Here is a 15,474-nt window from a genome sequence, read left to right as displayed (position 1 = left end):
TTTTCCTCACCAGGTCATGCGCGATTAGGGAGACGATAGCCACCAGTAAAGCGATCTATCATCGGGTTTTCAACCGGAGGACGACAAAATGAAAACCTGGTTAATTACCGGTGCCAGCAGTGGGCTGGGCCGTTTAATGAGTGAGGATTTACTGGCGCGTGGCGATCGCGTGCTGGCCTGCGTACGCCGCACCGAGGCAATGGCAGATCTGCAAGCGCGATACGGCGAACAGTTGCAGGTCATGATGCTGGATTTGGCGAACACCGCCAGCATTGCGCCAGCCATCGTGCAGGCATTTGCCAACGTTGAACGCGTCGATGTGGTGGTGAGCAATGCCGCATATGGTCTGTTTGGTGCTGCGGAAGAGCTGAGCGATGCGCAGATTGATCGCCAGATCGCCACCAATCTCACGGGTTCCATTCAGCTGATTCGTGCCGTGATTCCATTGTTGCGCCAGCAGGGCGGCGGGCGCATCGCGCAGGTTTCCTCGGAAGGTGGGCAGGTGGCTTATCCTAACTTCAGCCTGTATCATGCCAGCAAGTGGGGCATTGAAGGATTTGTTGAAGCAGTACGGCAGGAAGTGGCCAGCTTTGGCATCGATTTCCTGCTGGTGGAGCCGGGGCCAACCGCCACTAACTTTGGTGCCGGGTTGGATATCGCCGAGCCGCTGGATGCTTATCATGATTCGGCTTCAGGTCAGCTGCGCCGCGCGATCTTGTCGGGTGATTTCGCGATTAAGGGAGATGCCGCAAAATCTGTCACCGCCATGATCGCCACACTGGATCAGCCTGCCATGCCGCTGCGCTTAGCGCTGGGCAGCACAGCGTATGACAATATTGAAGCCGCACTGGAACGGCGCCTGGCTGAGTTACGTGCGCAAAAAGCCGCCGCGTACGGGGCGGATGTTTAATCCAGCAGTTTCTGCAATACGGTAATGTGGCTCTGCTGATCGAGTTTGGTGGCGGTCAGCAGCGTCACTTTTTGCTTTTCCATCCGCTGTTTCAGCTCGGCGAGCGCTGCGTTTTGTTGCAACTCAGCACGATACTGCTTTTCGAAATGGGCGAAATCAATGGTTTCGCTGTGTAGCGCTTGACGCAATTCGGTAGAAGGCGCGATCGCCTTCAACCACTCATCGTACTGCAGATCGGTTTTTTTCATGCCGCGCGGCCATAGCCGATCCACCAAAATCCTGTAGCCGTCCTGCTCGCTGATCTCGTCGTAGACCCGTTTCACATCAACCATGATTGCCCCCCTTTAACCGCACATTGTAGCAGGCAGGGATTGAGCATAACTGCCACACTTAGCGTCAGTTTTTACCAGGTGCGCATAAATGCGCACCCTACGATTGAAGATGAAACCCTAGGATTGCCATATATCTGGTCGTATACACGGTATCCAACATAGTGGGGTCGCCATATATCTGGTCGTATACACGGTATCCAACATAGTGGGGTCGCCATGTATCTGAGCGAACACACTGCATCCAACATTGTAGGGTTGCCATTTATGGCGACCGTTACCAAGGAGAACAGCAATCATGCAAGCGATGATCCTAAAACAGCCCGGTGGTTTAGAGCATCTGCATCTGGCAGATCTGCCCGATCCGGGTAAACCCGCCGCCGGAGAGATCCGCGTGGCGATCCACGCGACGTCACTCAACTTCCACGATCTGCTGGTGGCAGATGGATCGATCCCCACCGAGCAGGATCGCATCATGATGGCGGACGGCGCGGGCGTGGTCGAAGAGGTCGGGGCAGGCGTCACGGAATTTAAACCCGGTGACCACGTGGTGTCCTGCTTCTTCCCGCAGTGGCAGGACGGTTTACCCTTTGCCCAGGTCGGCAATTTCACCCAGACACCCGGCGATGGAGCAGACGGTTTTGCCGCTGAAGTGGTGGTGCGTCCGGCCCATCACTTTACGCTCGCCCCGCGTGGCTGGCGCCATGCTGAAGCGGCAACCATTACCACGTCCGGCCTGACGGCGTGGCGCGCATTGGTAGGGGATGCACAAATCAAAGCGGGCGATACCATCGTCACGCTGGGTACCGGCGGCGTGTCGATCACCGCACTGCAAATTGCCAAAGTGATGGGTGCACGGGTGATTGTCACCTCCTCGTCAGATGAGAAGCTGGCAAGGGCGCAAGCGCTGGGTGCCGATGCGGGCATCAACTATCGCAGCACGCCGGAGTGGGGCAAAGCCGTTCAACAGCTGACGGATGGCAAGGGGGCCGATGTGGTGATTGAACTCGGTGGGCCGGGCACCATGGCGCAGTCGATTGAGGCAGTGCGCGTCGGCGGTCATATTGCGCTGATTGGCGTACTGACCGGGCGCGAAGGGGTGATCCCCACCTCGCTGTTAATGGCAAAACAGGCACGTATTCAGGGCCTGATTGTCGGGCATCGCCGCCAGCAGCAGGACTTTGTGCGGGCGTTAGAGCAAACCGGTATTCGCCCGGTGATCAGCGACAGCTACGGTACCTTGAGCGACCTGCCAGCGGCATTTAAACATCAGCAGTCAGCAGGGCATTTCGGCAAAATTACGGTGGAGTGGTAATCAGGTGAGCCTGTTTCCTCTATGAGGAAACAGGCGTCAGCACATCAGTAGTAATCACCGTGGCGGTAATCCCATGATGGGAAGATATCTGACAGCAGCGCCATGATTTTATCGACATCCAGGCCTTTACGAATCAGCACCGGGCACGGCGTGATTTTACGTTCGCCGTTTTGCTGCGGGATCAGACGACCTTCGCTATCCACCATCGATACCATCACACCCTGCTCGTAGCGCACTTTAATTTCGTCGTTAGGCTGAATGGATTTCACGTAGTCATTGGCTTCAATAATTAAATCAGCACGTGCTTCAATACGTTCGCCAATACCCTCAACCAGACCACGGTTTCCCTGACCCGATGGGTTGGCGGAACTGGCGAAGGAGAATTTCCCGTGCTCTTCCCACAGCGCTTTCGCAATATTTTCACCGGGACGGCCAAATTTAATCACGAAGCAACTGGTCTGGCGTCTATCCATCATCAGTTCTTTAGAACCGTCTGCTGGAATACGCGCCAGCGCATCTTCGCGCCACGGTAAAATACAGCCCAGCAGGATATCTTGATCCCAATGCTGCTGATAAAGCTGGTCAATTTCTGGCGTCAGTTGAGCCAGTGAACGCAGTTGTTCCAGCGAGCCACACAGCACTACGCCAGGCTTGTTGCGCTTGCGCTGCTTGGCTTCAAACTTGCGTTCCAGCCCGGCTTTATCAGAGGTCATGATGATGTAGCCGACTTTCGTTGGGCTCACAATCATGCCGCCGTCTTGTGACAGAATGTCGATGGCTTCAGGTTGTAACCCGCCATTCCACGTTATTTGTTTACCGCTCATGGATCTACCCTATCTGCGTATCAATAGATGACGTGCAGGAATATTACCTGCAATGAAATTAAGGAATTAATTAACCGGATATTAAGTCGGGATTAATTATTTTTGCAAAACCATGCTGGCGATAATAGTACGATATTTAAAAGATTTGCAACTGATGAAAATAACGATGGAATGTATAGGGTTAATTTAAAATAACACGCGGGAATTATAGTGTTATTTAAACAGGGCGCTGAATAAGCCTTTCAGCGCCAGGGTTAATTAAAATATCAGGGCGTGTGCCACACCGCGTAGCGCGATGCCAAGAATAATGCCCGGCACGGCGAAACGGAACAGACGCGGGAAACGACTCGACAGACCCAGGAAGATGCCAATACCTGGCAGGTCAAAGGTCTGAATCAGCCAGCCCGCCGAGGCATTAATGTTATGCGCGCTGTAGAGTCCCTTCTCCACCAATCCCGCCACCACGCCGTAATACGCAGTACCGCCTGCCAGACATTTGGTCAGGGCAGGCAGAATGTAGACTTCAGAGATGTTGAGCCTATCCAGCAGCGGAGAAACCAGCCGGGTGAGCATCTCAATGCCACCGGATTCTTTCAAAATGCCGACCACTGATAGCGACAGAATCAGCATCGGCAGTGAACCCAGCGCCAGGCGAATCGCATCCGCACCCGCACTGTTGATGATGGCAATCAGCCCCATCTTGCTTTCATTATTCGCAACGGCTTCATCTTCATTGAGCAGCGCCGCATCAGAAAGTTTGCGGCCAAAGAAGTGGTAAGTGGCCGCTGCGGCCAGCACGCCGCCGCAGATGGAGATCAGCAGTGCCGCAGTCCAGTTCAGTCCTGCGGGAATCAACGGATAAAATGCGTTGGCTTGCCCCATAGCAAACAGCATCGCCAGCGTGGCCGCCATATGGCGGTCGGAGGTGCCGCGTTTTTCCATAATCGCTAATGCCGCTAACGGCGCAGCGAAACTGACAAAGTTCAGCTGGATCAGGGCAAATAACGCCAGTCCGGTAATACCCAAAGGTTTTAATAACGGAGTGGAATGACGAACCACAAAATCCAGCACGCCTTTCACTTCCAGATATTTCATGATGAATAACATCACCACCATGATAGGAATTAGCGTGTACAACGCGACATCCACTGAGGCTTTGCCCGCAGACATAATAATGCTGATGATATTCATGCGGTTGCCTGAACCTCGAACCACGGCTTAATACCGATAAACATGCTGCTCCCCTTGCCTTAAAAAACGCATAAAAATGCCAGCGCGAAGGGCGCTAGCTAAGGGATAAATAGTATCCCGGTGGCGTAAGCTTGAGTAGTGAAGAAATTAAATTTTATCTTGCAGGAAATGGCAGGGTGAAATAACCGGGCGGCGCACGGAAATATTATTCGACGTTTATTCGCTTATCTGACGAATATTACGCGCGGTACTCTGCAATAATTTAAATGCATCATAACGGTGCTGATGCAGTGGCGAAACCGACGGCTCCGGATGCCAGCGCTTTTCATCGGTGGTCATGTTGGCCATCGCCGAGGTGACGTCGGAATACACGCCACTGGCGGCAGCGGCAAGAATCGCTGAGCCCAGTAATACCGGCTCAGGGCAGTGGGTAGATTGCACAGGAAGCTGGCAGCTGTCCGCCAGCAGTTGGCGCACCAGTGAGTGTTGCCCCGCACCGCCGCTGATGACAATCGACTGCGTGACAATGCCTTTGCTGGTTTGCGCCTCAATGATTTGGCGCAGGCCGTAGCCAAGGCTGCACAAGCCGGCGATATACAGTGCGATCAGGCTGGCTTCGTCATTGTCCATGCCCAGACCGCAAATCACCGCTCGCGCGTAAGGGTCGCCAAAGGGGGCGCGATTACCCGCAAATTCCGGCACGATATGCAGACCTTCGACTAAATCCACCGTTGCTGATTCACCGCGAGCTTGCTGCAAAGCCTGTTCCGCAAGGTACACCGGCAGTGAAAGGCCAGCGGTATCGGCGGCATGCTGTGCCCTTGCAGACGCTGGATGCATCTCCAGCAGGCGATCGATGGCGGCGCCCGCCGCGCTTTGTCCACCTTCACTCAACCATAAACCCGGCACCATCGCCGAGTAATACGGGCCCCACACACCTGGCACAAATGCGGCCTCACGCGTGGGGGTCATGGTGCAGGATGAGGTGCCGAATACGTAGGCGAGTTTGTCTTCCGGGCTACCGTCTGCGCCCAGCGTACCGACGCCGCCTGCATGGGCATCGATTAACCCGGCGGCCACTGGTGTGCCTGTGGGTAAACCGAAGTCGGCGGCGGCCTGAGCGGTTAAACCGCTTCCACATGGCGTGCCAGGCTCGACGATGCGTTGTCCAATGCGCGCAAACTTTTCCTGGGCGAATTCCGGTAAACCAATGGCTTGAAAGTAGTCGCTATCCCAGCGCTGTTCATGAGCCAGATAGTTCCATTTACAGGTGACGGTGCAGGATGAGCGAGCGCTATCGCCCGACGCGCGCCAGCTCAGGTAATCGGTAAGGTCAAAGAAGTGAGCGGCAGCCTGGAACGTCTGCGGGTTGTATGTTTTCAGCCACAATAGTTTTGGCATCTCTATCTCCGGTGAGATGCGTCCGCCCACATAGTCGAGCACCGGATGTTTCGTCGCGTTGATGGCATCGGCCTGCTGCGTCGCGCGATGATCCATCCACACAATGATATTACGTTCTGCCTCTCCGTTTGGGCTGACGGGCAATGGCTGGCCCTGTTCATCGATCACCACCAGCGAGCAGGTGGCATCGAAGCCAATGCCCGCCACCGCAGCGGGATCGATAGCGGCAGTGGCCACCGCCTCTCGCACGCAGCGGCTGACCGCCTGCCAAATCTCATTGGCGGATTGCTCAACCACATGACCGTGGGCGCGGAAGGTGGTGATGGACTGCTTTGCATGACCGAGCAGATTTCCCGCGCGGTCAAACACGCCCGCACGAGCGCTGGCCGAACCCACATCGACACCAATCAAATATTTTTCGTTACTCATGCTGCTGCACCTCGGCTGGTTACAGGTCAACGCTGTTGGGGAGGATAACGATATCGCGCACCGTGACACCCGGCGAACGCGTCACCATAAACAGTACCGACTCCGCCACTTCAATGGGCTGCATCAGGCTGCCATTGGCCAGCGCGTCGTCCAGCTTCTCCTGCGGCCAGTCATCGAGCAGGGCAGTGACCACCGGACCCGGCAGCACTGCACCGACGCGCACACCTTGCTGCGCCACCTGACGACGGGTTGAATGCACAAACGCCTGCACCGCAAATTTAGATGCGGTGTAGATCGGTTCCCAGACCACTGGCACCACGCCCGCAATCGAACTGGTGAAAATGATGTCACCCGATTTCTGCGCGATCAGATGCGGCAGCACCGAACGCACACAGCGAAAGGCCGCGCTGGTGTTGAGTTTCAGTACGCGATCCCAGATATCGGGATCGCCTTCCGCCACCGGCCCGCCAATGTAGGCACCGGCATTGGCGTGGAAAATATCGAGGCGGCCCGCCAGCTTGAGAATGTCATCAAGAATCCCGTCAACCTGTTTGCCGTCCATCAGGTCAATCTGCAGTGGCAGCGCTTGTGGGCCCAGTTCCGCCACCAGCTGCTGCAACTTGTCGCCGTCGCGATCGATCAGGACGACTTTCGCCCCGGCCTGCAGCAGCACTTTGCTGCATTCCAGACCGATACCGGAGGCAGCGCCCGTAATGGCGGCGACTTTTCCGTTGAGAGGGTTATGCATGGAGAAGAGGTTCGAGTTCATCTTATAATCCTTTATCAATGGCGTTTTGGGTGGTGCTCAATCGATGAAGCACAAGTATCACCCCGACTTTTAACCAGCAACAAAAAGCGCAATAAAGGGATGGGTTCTGTGACGGGGATCGGCAAAAACAAGAAAACCACCATTTATGACCTCGCGGAACTCACGGGGGTTTCGGCAAGCGCGGTGAGCGCGATTTTAAGCGGCACCTGGAAGAAGCGGCGCATCAGTGCCAGCACTGCCGAGAAAGTGAGCCGGATTGCGCAAGAGCAGGGCTATGCGCTGAATCGACAGGCCAGCATGCTGCGTACCACGCGCTCGAAAACCATCGGTATGATCGTGCCCAAATACGACAACCGCTATTTTGGCTCAATCGTGGAAAATTTTGAGCAGATGGCGCGCGATCGCGGCCTGTTCCCGGTGATTACCTGCACGCAGCGCGATCCTGATTTGGAACTGGAAGCGGCGCGCACCATGCTCTCCTGGCAGGTGGATTACATGGTAGTGACCGGGGCAACCGATCCCGATCGTATCACTGCACTGTGCCAGGCCGCGGGCGTACCCTCGCTGAATCTTGATCTGCCCGGTTCGCTGGCCCCTTCAGTGATTTCGGATAACTTTCATGGCGCATTGAGCCTGACGCGTAGCCTGCTGGAGAAGTGCCCGCAGCCGCTGATTTTTGTCGGCGGACGCGCCAGCGATCACAACAGTAAAGAGCGCCTGCGCGGCTTTTTGGCGGCACATCAGGAACGAGGCATTTCCGTGTCGGAGGAAAATCTGCTGCTGTGTGGCTATGAGCCGGAAAAAGCGCAAACGGCGTTGAAAAATCACTTTCAGCAGCATGTAACGGGGCAATTTGGCCTGTTTGTGAACTCGACCATTTCGCTGGAAGGGGTGGTGCAGTTTCTGCGTGCTGAGGATCTGTTATCTGATGATAAACATCCGGCGATTGGCTGTTTCGACTGGGATCCGTTCGTCGCGCTGCTGTGTAAAGACATCAGCATGGTGAAACAGGATGTGGCAGGCATGATGGAAACGGTGTTCCACCTGATGGAGAGCGGCGAGCAGGAAGTGACAGTTGTGGAAGTGCCGGTGCTGCAGATGCAGTAAAAAGGGCGGCAAATGCCGCCCCATTCATCAACGCATGGTGACAAACTCTTCTGCCGCCGTCGGGTGAATCGCCACGGTGTTGTCGAAGTCTTTCTTGGTAGCGCCCATCTTCAGTGCCACCGCGAAGCCTTGCAGCATCTCATCCATACCGTTACCGATACCGTGAATGCCGACAATCTTCTCTTCCGGGCCGACACACACCAGCTTCATTCGGCACGGTTGGCGATGCTGGGTGACAGCGGTGTACATCGCGGTGAAGGAAGATTTATACACTTTCACCTGATCGTCGCCGTACTGCTCGCGCGCCTGCGGTTCGGTCAATCCAACGGTACCAATCGGTGGATGGGTGAATACCACGGTTGGCACATTGCTGTAATCCAGGTGCTCGTCGGGCTTGTTGTTGAACAGGCGTTCTGACAGACGACGCCCTGCGGCGACGGCCACTGGCGTCAACTCCACAGCACCGGTGTTGTCACCGACTGCATAAATGCCCTTCACGTTGGTGTTCTGGAACTTATCAACGTTGATATAGCCTTTGTCGTTCAGCGCCACGCCGGTCACGGAGAGGTTGAGATTGTCGGTAGCCGGTTCGCGGCCAATCGCCCACACCAGGCAATCGACGGTTTGCTCATGACCGCTTTCCAGTTGCAGCGTCAGACTGCCGTCAGCGTTCTTGATCACCGCTTTTGGAATCGACTCGGTATGCAGCGTTGGGCCTTCGGCCTGCATCACTTCTACCAGCGTATCGACAATCAGCGGATCGAAGCTGCGCAGCGGGGCGTGTTTGCGCACAAAAAGATGGGTTTCGGCACCCAGTGCGTTGACCACACCGGCCAACTCCACCGCGATATACCCTGCGCCCACCACCGCGACACGCTTCGGCAACGCATCCAGCTCGAAGAAACCGTCAGAGTCGATACCGTATTCCGCGCCAGGTACTTTGGGATGACTTGGACGACCGCCGGTGGCGATCAGGATGTGATCGGCCGTGATGGTTTCGCCGTTAACTTCCACGGTATTAGCGTCAATAAAGCGGGCGAAGCCTTTGATCACTTCAACGTTATTTTTACCCAGCACGTTATCGTATGAGGTATGAATACGGTCGATGTAAGCGCTGCGGTTTTTCACCAGCACTGACCAGTCAAAATTGTTCACGGTGGTATCGAAACCGTAGTCCGGGCCGTACAGGTGGATAGCTTCGGCAATCTGCGCGGCATGCCACATCACCTTTTTCGGCACGCAGCCAACGTTGACACAGGTGCCGCCCAATTCTTTCGCTTCGATCAGCGCGCATTTCTGGCCATGCATCGCTGCACGGTTAATCGAGGCGATACCGCCGCTGCCGCCGCCGATGGCGAGGTAGTCAAAATGTCGGGTCATCCGGAATGTCCATCTGTTGGAAGAAAATTGGCATAGAGTGTAACGCTGCTTGTGCAAGCCGCGCAAAGGTTCGGCCTATGATTATGATAGGGTTAAATCTAGGTTCCGCTTACATGGAAGACATTATGCATCTGACTTTTCTCGGCACCGGCGCGGGTGCGCCGAGCCTGCAACGTAACGTCACGGCGATTGCACTGACGCTATCGAAACGGGGCGACACCTGGCTGTTCGACTGCGGTGAAGCCACTCAGCACCAGTTTATGCGCTCTGCACTCAAGCCGAGCAAGCTGGAAAAAATCTTTATCACCCATCTGCACGGTGACCACATTTTTGGCTTGCCGGGCTTGCTCACCAGCCGTTCGATGGCCGGGCTGCTGGAGCCGATGACCATTTACGGTCCAAAAGGCATCAAACTGTTTGTCGAGACGGCGCTCAGTCTCAGTGGCTCTTACACCGGCTTCCCGCTGGAGATCGTAGAGATTGAAGCGGGCGAAGTGCTGGATGATGGCGAGTTCCGCGTCATTGCTTATCCAATGAATCATGTGGTCGAGTGCTATGGCTATCGCATTGAGCAGCATGACAAGCCGGGCTTTCTTGATGCGCCACGACTGAAAGCAGAGGGCGTGCCGCGTGGGCCCTGGTATCAGGATTTGAAAGAGGGCAAATGCATCCGGCTAGAAGATGGGCGTGAGATTAACGGCGCGGCGTATCTCGGCCCGGCGACCAGGGGCAAAGTGGTGGCGATATTCGGTGATACCGGTCCGACCGAAGTGGCGCTTGAGCTGGCGGCTGGTGCGGATGTGATGGTGCACGAAACCACGCTGGAAGCCGCAATGGCCGAAAAAGCCAATGGTCGCGGCCACTCCACCACGATTCAGGCTGCCGAAGTAGCAAAACTGGCGGGGGCGAAACGCATGATTGCCACGCACTTCAGTTCGCGTTATTTATCGAGCGATCGGGAGAGACTGCTGGCGGAGTGCCAGTCGGTGTTTGCGGCGACCGAGCTGGCACGGGATTTCGCGGTGTTCGAGATTTAGTGCTGCAATGCCGGATAGGTGAAGAACAGCAGGTGCGTCATGTTGAACAGGAAGTGGACGCCGGTGGCGATCCACACGCGCCCGCTCCAGTGCCACGCCAGGCCGTAAATCAATCCGGCCAGAGTCGCGAAGACCACTAACATCATGCCGCCAGGGAAATGCGCCAGTCCAAACAGCACTGACGCAATCAACAGCGCCGCCACGCCACCGATTTTCTGGCGCAGGCGCTGTTGCACATAGCCGCGGAAGAACGCCTCTTCTGCCAGCGAGACAAAGAACAGGTTTGCCAGCATAAAGCTGCCGAGCCAGTCCGGCCAGTGTGGCTCAATCGCCAGTCCACCCAGCAGCACGGCGACGTACAGCAGCAGCGGGATCGCCGCCAGTAACAGCAGCCACAGAATTTTGTGTGGCGCAGGAAACTTCTGCGTACGGAACAGCGTAGGCAATGCAGCCAGCAGCACAAAGGGAATCAGCGCTTTATCAAAGTTGTAGTAGAAGCTGAACGGCACACTGTTGGGGCCAACCTGCATCTCCTCGATCTGGCGCGGGTTGTTAAAGCCCGGCAACAGGTGCAGGAACAGGCCACCGGCGATCAGCACCAGCAGCGCTTCGCTGATGAGCAACACGGCACGGTTGGTGGGATTCTCCACCCGCACCCACGCCAGCAAAGCGATAGCACCTAAAATGGCGAGAGCAGGCCAGTCCAGCACATCCTGGAACAGGCCCATTATCGTCGCCAATAACAGCAGTAGTACGGCAAGGCGTTTGGCAGGCGACAGCACAGTGAGTGCGCCAGCCAGAATGATCCACATAAAGAGTGTCCTTAGAAGGGCAACGGCAAAGGGCGGCCGGGGAGCCGCACCCGATCAGCACGTTATTCTGGAACGATCTGCGTCACGCTGTAGTGACCAGTACCCGCCGGCACCAGCTTCTTATGCAGCCACGGCAACAGTTCTTCCATCTGCGCTTTCAGTTTCCACGGCGGGTTAATCACGATCATGCCGGATGCGGTCATACCGCGTTGATCGCTATCAGGACGCACCGCCAGTTCGATCTGCAGAATGTTGCGGATGTTGCTGGCTTCCAGGTCTTTAATCATGTGCTTAATTTGCTGGCGCAGCACCACTGGATACCACAGCGCATACACACCGGTAGCAAAGCGTTTGTAACCTTCCTGAATGCCTTTCACCACGTCCTGATAATCGCTTTTCATTTCGTACGGCGGATCAATCAGAATCAGACCACGGCGGCTCTGCGGAGGCAGTTTAGCTTTCAACTGCTGATAGCCGTCGCCACGCGCTACGCGTGCGCGCGCATCTTTACTGAATTCAGAACGCAACAGCGGATAGTCGCTGGAGTGCAGTTCGGTCAGCTCCAGCTTGTCCTCTTCACGCAGCAGATAGCGGGCGATCAGCGGTGAGCCTGGATAGTAGCGCAAGGTGCCATGCGGGTTGAGGTTGCGAACGGCCGTCAGATAAGGCTTCAGCAGTTCTGGCGCGTCCGGCTGCTGCCAGATGCGCGCAATGCCTTCCAGATATTCACCGGTACGCTCGGCGTGCTCTCCGCTCAGCTGGTAACGTCCGGCACCGGCGTGGGTATCCAGATAGAGGAAAGGTTTTTCCTTCTCCATCAGGGCGGTGAGGATCAGGCTTTCAACGGTATGTTTGAGCACGTCGGCATGGTTGCCGGCATGAAAACTGTGGCGATAACTCAGCATAAAAAAGAGGGGTCCGCGGTTGGATCAAAGGAGATAAAAACATCGTGTGTGGCGCGATTATAGCCGCGCTGCGTAAAAATTGCTGACGTTTCGGCGCTCGCGCTTTTTTCTTTACCGGTCCATTCTCAGTAGCATTGATTTTCACGTTCACTGACCGCATGTTAGAAAGATTGCGTCGCGCCTTTGCGCGCCACCCCCACTCCATGAAGAAAGGACTGCGCTTATGACCAATCCGTTACTCACCCCTTACACGCTTCCGCCGTTTTCCGCGATCAAACCTGAGCACGTGGTTCCTGCTGTGACTGAAGCGCTGAACAACTGCCGCGCTGAAGTTGAACGCGTTGTAGCACAGGGTGCACCTTACACTTGGGACAATTTAGTGCAGCCACTGGCGGAAGTGGATGACCACTTAAGCCGCATTTTCTCACCGGTGAGCCATCTCAACTCGGTGAAGAACAGCCCGGAACTGCGTGAAGCTTACGAGCAAACGCTGCCGCTGCTGTCCGAATACAGCACCTGGGTAGGCCAGCATGAAGGCCTGTATCAGGCTTATCGCGATCTGAAACAGGGCGACAACTATGCCGCGCTGGATATCGCCCAGAAGAAAGCGGTGGATAACGCACTGCGTGATTTTGAGTTGTCCGGTATCGGTCTCGATAAAGAAAAACAGAAACGCTATGGCGAAATCGCGGCGCGTCTGTCTGAACTCGGTTCGACTTACAGCAACAACGTGCTCGACGCCACTATGGGCTGGAGCAAGCTGATCACCGACGAAGCGGATCTGGCGGGCATGCCGGAAAGTGCGCTGGCGGCGGCGAAAGCGCAGGCCGAAGCCAAAGAGCAGGAAGGCTGGTTGCTGACGCTGGATATCCCAAGCTACCTGCCGGTGATGACCTACTGCGACAACGCGGCGCTGCGTGAAGAGATGTACCGCGCTTATTCAACGCGTGCTTCTGAGCAGGGTCCAAATGCCGGTAAATGGGATAACGGCCCGATCATGGGCGAAGAGCTGGCATTGCGTCACGAGCTGGCACAGCTGCTCGGTTTTGACTCCTTCGCGCATAAATCACTGGCCACCAAAATGGCGGAAAATCCGGCGCAGGTGATCGACTTCCTGACCGACCTCGCTAAACGTGCGCGTCCGCAAGGTGAGAAAGAGTTAGCCCAGCTGCGCGCCTTCGCCAAAAAAGAGTATGGCGTTGACGAGATGAATCCCTGGGATCTCACTTACTACGGTGAAAAACAAAAACAGCATCTGTACACCATCAGCGATGAGCAACTGCGTCCGTACTTCCCGGAAGAGCGTGCGGTGAGCGGTCTGTTCGAAGTGGTGAAACGCATTTATGGCATTACAGCCAAAGAGCGTAAAGACGTCGATGTTTACCACCCAGACGTGCGGTTCTTCGACTTGTTCGATGAAAGCGGCGAGCTGCGCGGCAGTTTCTATCTTGACCTGTATGCGCGTGAGCACAAGCGTGGCGGGGCGTGGATGGACGATTGCGTCGGTCAGATGCGTAAAGCCGACGGCAGCTTGCAGAAGCCAGTGGCGTACCTCACCTGTAACTTCAACCGTCCGGTACAGGGCAAACCTGCGCTGTTTACCCACGATGAAGTCACCACCTTGTTCCATGAGTTTGGGCACGGCTTGCACCACATGCTGACGCGCATCGAAGCACCGGGCGTATCTGGCATCAGCGGTGTACCGTGGGATGCGGTCGAGCTGCCAAGCCAGTTTATGGAAAACTGGTGCTGGGAGCCGGACGCGCTGGCGTTTATCTCCGGCCACTACGAGACCGGCGAACCGTTGCCGAAAGATCTGCTGGATAAGATGCTGGCGGCGAAGAACTATCAGGCGGCGCTGTTTATCCTGCGTCAGCTGGAGTTCGGCCTGTTCGATTTCCGTATGCACACCGAATTCAATCCGGAAAAAGGCGCGCAGATCCTCGAAACCCTGCGTGAAGTGAAGAAGCAGGTTGCCGTGGTGCCAAGCCCGGAGTGGGGCCGTTTCCCGCATGCGTTTAGCCACGTCTTCGCTGGCGGTTATGCCGCAGGTTACTACAGCTACCTGTGGGCAGATGTGCTGGCAGCGGATGCTTACTCACGCTTTGAAGAAGAGGGTATCTTCAACCGTGAAACCGGCCAGTCGTTCCTCGACAACATCCTGACGCGTGGCGGTTCCGAAGAGCCAATGGAGCTGTTCAAACGCTTCCGTGGCCGTGAACCACAGCTGGACGCGATGCTGGAACACTACGGAATTCAGGGATAAGCCTGCTTGTGAAAATCGGTTTAATCGATGAATCAGGCGCCGGAGACGGCGCCTTATTGCATCTGGCGCAGCGCTGGGGCTTACAGCATGACGATCAGGCCGTAATGGCACTGGTGCTGACGCCGGAGCGCCTCGAGCTGCGCAAACAGGATGAGCCTAAACTGGGCGGCATCTTTGTGGATTTTGTCACCGGTGCCATGGCGCATCGCCGCAAGTTTGGTGGCGGTCGCGGCGAGGCGGTGGCGAAAGCGGTGGGCATTAAAGGTGGCTATTTGCCGGACGTGATCGACGCGACGGCAGGATTGGGGCGCGATGCCTTTGTGCTGGCAGCGCTGGGTTGCCGGGTGCGCATGCTGGAACGCCATCCGGTGGTTGCGGCTCTGCTGGATGATGGTTTGCGTCGTGGCTATGAAGATGCGGAGATCGGCGGCTGGCTGCGTGAACGGCTGACGCTGCTGCATGTGGTGAGTCAGCAGGCGTTGAGTGATATCACGCCCGCGCCAGATGTGGTGTATCTCGATCCGATGTATCCCCATCGTCAAAAGAGCGCGATGGTGAAGAAGGAGATGCGGGTGTTTCAGTCGCTGGTCGGTGCCGATGATGACGCCGATGCGCTGCTGGAACCCGCTCGCCGTCTGGCGAAGAAACGTATTGTGGTGAAACGCCCGGATTACGCGCCGCCGTTAGCGGGCGTGGCAACCCAATCGGCGGTGGTCACCAAAAGCCATCGCTTTGATATTTATCCGCCGTTGGTATGAGTCTGCCTGCTGGCGTCGCGACGTGATTTATCGCTCGGGGT

Annotated in this window: 14 protein-coding genes; 6 read left to right on the top strand and 8 right to left on the bottom strand. The window is 56.2% G+C overall.

Annotated features, from left to right (window positions below; all coding sequences use genetic code 11):
• The first annotated feature begins 88 nt into the window (after positions 1-88).
• A complete protein-coding gene (locus IAE30_RS15480; protein WP_200680326.1) occupies positions 89-910 on the top strand; it encodes an SDR family oxidoreductase in 822 nt (273 codons plus the stop codon).
• On the opposite strand, the gene IAE30_RS15475 is transcribed toward IAE30_RS15480, so the two are convergent.
• Complete coding sequence (locus tag IAE30_RS15475) at positions 907-1,242, bottom strand: DUF488 domain-containing protein (RefSeq protein ID WP_200539114.1); 336 nt, start codon at positions 1,240-1,242, stop codon at positions 907-909. The two genes, IAE30_RS15480 and IAE30_RS15475, sit on opposite strands and share 4 nt — an antisense overlap.
• 295 nt (positions 1,243-1,537) lie before the next feature.
• Here IAE30_RS15475 and IAE30_RS15470 point away from each other — a divergent pair, with 295 nt between their 5' ends.
• Positions 1,538-2,554, top strand: a complete 1,017-nt coding sequence (locus tag IAE30_RS15470) for an NAD(P)-dependent alcohol dehydrogenase (protein WP_200680325.1) — start codon at positions 1,538-1,540, stop codon at positions 2,552-2,554.
• Positions 2,555-2,598: 44 nt separating this feature from the next.
• On the opposite strand, the gene IAE30_RS15465 is transcribed toward IAE30_RS15470, so the two are convergent.
• The 4 genes from IAE30_RS15465 to IAE30_RS15450 all read right to left on the bottom strand — a co-directional run bounded on the left by IAE30_RS15465 (position 2,599) and on the right by IAE30_RS15450 (position 7,168).
• On the bottom strand, positions 2,599-3,378 hold the full coding sequence (locus tag IAE30_RS15465; RefSeq protein ID WP_200680324.1) for an L-threonylcarbamoyladenylate synthase: 780 nt from the start codon (positions 3,376-3,378) through the stop codon (positions 2,599-2,601).
• 258 nt (positions 3,379-3,636) lie between these two features.
• Positions 3,637-4,569 carry a nucleoside recognition family protein gene (locus IAE30_RS15460; protein WP_038644224.1) on the bottom strand — a complete coding sequence of 311 codons (933 nt, stop codon included), beginning with the start codon at positions 4,567-4,569 and terminating at the stop codon, positions 3,637-3,639.
• A 216-nt stretch (positions 4,570-4,785) separates the two neighbouring features.
• Positions 4,786-6,399 carry an FGGY-family carbohydrate kinase gene (locus IAE30_RS15455; protein WP_200680323.1) on the bottom strand — a complete coding sequence of 538 codons (1,614 nt, stop codon included), beginning with the start codon at positions 6,397-6,399 and terminating at the stop codon, positions 4,786-4,788.
• Positions 6,400-6,418: 19 nt separating this feature from the next.
• Complete coding sequence (locus tag IAE30_RS15450) at positions 6,419-7,168, bottom strand: SDR family oxidoreductase (protein ID WP_200539117.1); 750 nt, start codon at positions 7,166-7,168, stop codon at positions 6,419-6,421.
• A 108-nt stretch (positions 7,169-7,276) separates the two neighbouring features.
• Here IAE30_RS15450 and IAE30_RS15445 point away from each other — a divergent pair, with 108 nt between their 5' ends.
• On the top strand, positions 7,277-8,275 hold the full coding sequence (locus tag IAE30_RS15445) for a LacI family DNA-binding transcriptional regulator (RefSeq protein WP_200539118.1): 999 nt from the start codon (positions 7,277-7,279) through the stop codon (positions 8,273-8,275).
• Between the two features lie 27 nt (positions 8,276-8,302).
• Here IAE30_RS15445 and gorA read toward each other — a convergent pair whose 3' ends face one another.
• Positions 8,303-9,655: a glutathione-disulfide reductase gene (gene gorA / locus IAE30_RS15440; RefSeq protein WP_200538727.1), complete on the bottom strand. Its 1,353-nt coding sequence runs from the start codon at positions 9,653-9,655 to the stop codon at positions 8,303-8,305.
• A gap of 125 nt (positions 9,656-9,780) precedes the next feature.
• Between gorA and rnz the strand changes: the two genes are divergently transcribed.
• Positions 9,781-10,692 (top strand): ribonuclease Z, encoded by a 912-nt coding sequence (gene rnz, locus IAE30_RS15435; RefSeq protein ID WP_038644227.1) that lies wholly within the window; start codon positions 9,781-9,783, stop codon positions 10,690-10,692.
• Here the strand turns inward: rnz and IAE30_RS15430 are convergent.
• Positions 10,689-11,504 (bottom strand): CPBP family intramembrane glutamic endopeptidase, encoded by an 816-nt coding sequence (locus IAE30_RS15430; protein ID WP_038644228.1) that lies wholly within the window; start codon positions 11,502-11,504, stop codon positions 10,689-10,691. The genes rnz and IAE30_RS15430 overlap by 4 nt on opposite strands.
• 62 nt (positions 11,505-11,566) lie before the next feature.
• On the bottom strand, positions 11,567-12,409 hold the full coding sequence (locus IAE30_RS15425; protein WP_038644229.1) for a 23S rRNA (adenine(2030)-N(6))-methyltransferase RlmJ: 843 nt from the start codon (positions 12,407-12,409) through the stop codon (positions 11,567-11,569).
• 223 nt (positions 12,410-12,632) lie between these two features.
• Between IAE30_RS15425 and prlC the strand changes: the two genes are divergently transcribed.
• On the top strand, positions 12,633-14,675 hold the full coding sequence (gene prlC / locus IAE30_RS15420) for an oligopeptidase A (protein WP_038644230.1): 2,043 nt from the start codon (positions 12,633-12,635) through the stop codon (positions 14,673-14,675).
• 8 nt (positions 14,676-14,683) lie between these two features.
• Positions 14,684-15,433: a 16S rRNA (guanine(1516)-N(2))-methyltransferase RsmJ gene (rsmJ, locus tag IAE30_RS15415; protein ID WP_038644231.1), complete on the top strand. Its 750-nt coding sequence runs from the start codon at positions 14,684-14,686 to the stop codon at positions 15,431-15,433.
• The last annotated feature ends 41 nt before the right edge of the window (positions 15,434-15,474 follow it).

This window comes from Pantoea sp. S61 (assembly GCF_016625145.1).
GTDB lineage: Bacteria > Pseudomonadota > Gammaproteobacteria > Enterobacterales > Enterobacteriaceae > Pantoea > Pantoea rwandensis_B.
The sequence above is the reverse complement of the archived record's forward strand: the minus strand, read 5'-3'. Positions and strand labels throughout refer to the sequence as shown.

Coding starts and splice junctions, on each gene's coding strand:
- IAE30_RS15425 (WP_038644229.1), bottom strand. CDS start 12,409: ATGCTGAGTTATCGCCACAGTTTTCATGCCGGCAACCATGCCGACGTG.
- IAE30_RS15430 (WP_038644228.1), bottom strand. CDS start 11,504: ATGTGGATCATTCTGGCTGGCGCACTCACTGTGCTGTCGCCTGCCAAA.
- gorA (WP_200538727.1), bottom strand. CDS start 9,655: ATGACCCGACATTTTGACTACCTCGCCATCGGCGGCGGCAGCGGCGGT.
- IAE30_RS15480 (WP_200680326.1), top strand. CDS start 89: ATGAAAACCTGGTTAATTACCGGTGCCAGCAGTGGGCTGGGCCGTTTA.
- prlC (WP_038644230.1), top strand. CDS start 12,633: ATGACCAATCCGTTACTCACCCCTTACACGCTTCCGCCGTTTTCCGCG.
- IAE30_RS15465 (WP_200680324.1), bottom strand. CDS start 3,378: ATGAGCGGTAAACAAATAACGTGGAATGGCGGGTTACAACCTGAAGCC.
- rnz (WP_038644227.1), top strand. CDS start 9,781: ATGCATCTGACTTTTCTCGGCACCGGCGCGGGTGCGCCGAGCCTGCAA.
- IAE30_RS15450 (WP_200539117.1), bottom strand. CDS start 7,168: ATGAACTCGAACCTCTTCTCCATGCATAACCCTCTCAACGGAAAAGTC.
- IAE30_RS15455 (WP_200680323.1), bottom strand. CDS start 6,399: ATGAGTAACGAAAAATATTTGATTGGTGTCGATGTGGGTTCGGCCAGC.
- IAE30_RS15460 (WP_038644224.1), bottom strand. CDS start 4,569: ATGAATATCATCAGCATTATTATGTCTGCGGGCAAAGCCTCAGTGGAT.
- IAE30_RS15470 (WP_200680325.1), top strand. CDS start 1,538: ATGCAAGCGATGATCCTAAAACAGCCCGGTGGTTTAGAGCATCTGCAT.
- IAE30_RS15475 (WP_200539114.1), bottom strand. CDS start 1,242: ATGGTTGATGTGAAACGGGTCTACGACGAGATCAGCGAGCAGGACGGC.